This window comes from Microcoleus sp. MON1_C1 (assembly GCF_036701945.1).
Taxonomy (GTDB): Bacteria; Cyanobacteriota; Cyanobacteriia; order Cyanobacteriales; family Microcoleaceae; genus Microcoleus.
In genome coordinates this window covers 1-1,668 of the sequence record NZ_JAUBRO010000130.1, presented here as the reverse complement: position 1 = coordinate 1,668, position 1,668 = coordinate 1, and the positions used below count along the sequence as shown (strand labels likewise).

The following is a 1,668-nucleotide window of genomic DNA, read 5'->3' as shown; positions in this document are numbered from 1 at the left end:
AGCCGATCGAATTGGCAAAACCTACAGCTAGTATGCGTTCGAGTTCCACGGAACTACCCCGCAGGGGGTAAGTTCCGCTTAATCAAACTGCAATCAAACTGATTGTATTCTTGAGCGATCGCATCTCAACATCAAAACTCACCCAGCGCCATCACCACAGCCAGTTTCAGGAGTTTCGAGATTTCCAGGCGGTGTCAACCACCCATTCCAACGGTCGCGGCTGAAAATTCAGTTCGCGTTTTGCCTTGGCATTCGATACACCTCGCATCTGAGTACCGTAGTAAACAGCATCCGCACCACCTTCCATTTGCAGAGCATCCTCAACCGATATCTGTGGCGGTGGTGGAGCATTCAGCCATTGAGCAAACGCAGGGAGCCATTCGCGCACCGCTAAAGGTTGATCGTTAGCAATCAGATAAATACCAGGATTGCCCTGCTCTGCTGCTACAACGGTAGCGATCGCCGCATCCTCAACGTGCAACCACGACCATACGCCCTCACCATTTCCCACGATCGGGAACTGTTGCTGTCGCACCTGTTGGGCAACATCACCATCGGGATTGAACCAGGTGCCGGGTCCGTAGAAGAAACCGTAGCGTAAGGCAATTCCTTCGAGATTGGATGTTTCCAATAAACGGTGTTCAGTCTCAGTGACGAGGCGAGCATCTGCGGCAACGGCGGGGGAGGCATCAAACGCTAAGGGCGTTTCTTCATCTGCCAATCCAGTACCGGGAATTCCCCAGAAGGCCATCGACTGTTTCAGAAAACGGCGCACCCCTGCTGCCTTTGCTGCCGCCAGTACATTAGCTCCTCCCTCTGACCGAATCCTCGTATTCAGAGCCGCTGTCGCATTCATGGATTCGCGAGTGTAAGTTCTGGGTAGAGCGGTGAGTTGTTCAATCACCACTTCTGGTTGAGCGCGAATGACAGCCGCTTTAACTGACTCTGCATCGAATACATCCGCGATCGCCGGTTCGATTCCCTGTGCCGCTAAAGACTGTGCTCTTTCTTGGGTGCGGGTCAGCGCGACAACATTGTGTCCTCTGGCAAGTAATTGGTCGAGCGTTGGGCGACCGATCGCTCCTGTTCCCCCGGCAACAAAAATCTTCATCTGTCAACCTCGTGTTGAAGTATGGAAATATTTTGGCTTATTGGAGTGCTCGATCGATTAAAGGTGCAAAGACTGCGATGTTGTTGACCAACTCATCGGAGAGAGAACCGCTGTATTAACCCAGATTCCGCAGGCGCGATCGCCATCAGGCAGTATTTTTCAACGATTGGACTTAGGATCGAAGTCCAGAAGTGGAGCGATATCTAGCTTTTCTCAGGTAGGTCAGGTCTAGGGAAATGCTTGAAAATTCAGCCATTCACAGGATATAGCGTCATGTGGTGTCCGCCTTTTCATCCATAATAAAAATACCTGAAACCAGAGATTTTACAACATTGTAATTATGGGCGAGTGCGAACGACATCATATCACACAATATCAGGGGCTATCGTATTTGATGAATGGATCGCGACCGCACCCAACTTGCTGCACTCTCCTCGGCTGTTTCCTGAGATAATATATAATTTAAAATGGTGCAAAATATGTAATACCAATTTAATATGAAGCTGCATAGAATAAAGCTTCCAGAATGAAAGTGTAAGAAGATAGTGAACTGATTT

The 1,668-nt window shown here is 49.3% G+C and carries 1 protein-coding gene; it reads right to left on the bottom strand.

Annotation, left to right across the window (positions count from 1 at the left end; all coding sequences use genetic code 11):
• Positions 1–166: 166 nt before the first annotated feature.
• Positions 167–1,111: an NAD(P)-dependent oxidoreductase gene (locus QUA62_RS29140; protein ID WP_333408273.1), complete on the bottom strand. Its 945-nt coding sequence runs from the start codon at positions 1,109–1,111 to the stop codon at positions 167–169.
• Positions 1,112–1,668: the final 557 nt, after the last annotated feature.

Bases quoted from the DNA above. Each gene is read 5' to 3' on its own strand.
- QUA62_RS29140 (WP_333408273.1), bottom strand. From the start codon at position 1,111: ATGAAGATTTTTGTTGCCGGGGGAACAGGAGCGATCGGTCGCCCAACG.